This is a genomic window from Abyssicoccus albus (assembly GCF_003815035.1).
GTDB lineage: Bacteria > Bacillota > Bacilli > Staphylococcales > Abyssicoccaceae > Abyssicoccus > Abyssicoccus albus.
Genome location: NZ_RKRK01000001.1, coordinates 1 through 1,265, shown reverse-complemented (window position 1 = coordinate 1,265; position 1,265 = coordinate 1). Strand labels below are relative to the sequence as shown.

General features: G+C 38.0%; 2 protein-coding genes. Both read left to right on the top strand.

Annotation, left to right across the window (positions count from 1 at the left end):
* On the top strand, window positions 1-295 hold a 295-nt coding region (locus EDD62_RS00010), incomplete at its 5' end, for an ArsR/SmtB family transcription factor (protein ID WP_148086833.1).
* Between the two features lie 17 nt (window positions 296-312).
* The gene (locus EDD62_RS00005) at window positions 313-1,257 is read left to right on the top strand and encodes a cation diffusion facilitator family transporter (protein WP_123807052.1); all 945 of its coding nucleotides are present in this window, start codon (window positions 313-315) and stop codon (window positions 1,255-1,257) included.
* The last annotated feature ends 8 nt before the right edge of the window (window positions 1,258-1,265 follow it).

The window sequence follows — 1,265 nt, the reverse complement described above, 5'->3', positions numbered from 1 at the left end:
AAAACAAGACTTAGATGAAGAAACGTTGTTTATTGTTTCGCAAACGTTCAAAGCATTGAGTGACCCAACCAGAATTCGTATTTTGAACTTTTTATGTTCAGGTGAACATGCTGTCAATGACATTGCAGAGACATTAAATTTGAGCCAATCTAGTGTCTCCCACCAATTACGTTTCTTAAAAAATTTAAGACTAGTCAAATATAGAAGAGAAGGAACAACATTGTTTTATTCTGAAAATGATGATCATGTTATTAATTTATTAAATCAGGCAATTGAACATGCTCAACATCATTAATCTAGGAGGCGCTTAAAATGGGACACGATCATAGTCATAATCACACTAATGGTGCAAATAAAAAGGTTTTATTGATTAGTTTTATTATTATTACTTCATATATGATTCTTGAAGCCATAGGTGGATATCTTACTAATAGTCTTGCCTTGTTGGCAGATGCAGGTCATATGTTAAGCGATGCTATATCACTTGGAATTGCGCTACTCGCCTTCACCCTTGGAGCAAAAGTTGCTAACCATAGTAAAACATATGGTTATAAGCGGTTTGAAATAATGGCGGCTGTTCTTAATGGATTGACACTTATCATCGTCGCACTTTATATTTTTTATGAAGCAATCGGACGTTTCCAAAACCCGCCTGAAGTTGCATCTACCGGAATGTTAATCATTGCTACAATTGGTTTACTAGTCAACATTCTTGTTGCTTGGATTATGATGCGCGGCGGAGATGTAGAAGAAAATTTGAATATGCGTGGAGCATACTTACATGTGATTAGCGATATGCTTGGCTCTGTTGGTGCCATTATAGCTGCATTACTCATCATATTCTTTGGCTGGGAGTGGGCAGACCCACTCGCAAGTGTCATTGTTGCCGTGCTCGTGTTACGCAGTGGTTACTTTGTTACGAAATCCGGGCTACATGTCTTGATGGAAGGGACCCCGGAAGATGTTGATATGGATGATGTGGTTAAAACAATCAAAAATAAAAAAGGCATTGAAGGTATTCATGACTTACACGTTTGGTCGATAACAAGCGGATTAAACGCACTGTCTTGTCACGCGGTGGTTGATGAACGAATGTCAATTGCTGAAAGTGAACGATTGCTTCGTCAAATTGAACATGATCTTGAGCACCAAAATATTCACCATATGACGGTTCAATTAGAAACGCCTGATCATTTGCACGATAATTCTATCTTGTGTAAGGTGCAAGCTAAGTCATCTGGACACCACCATCACTAAAATGAATT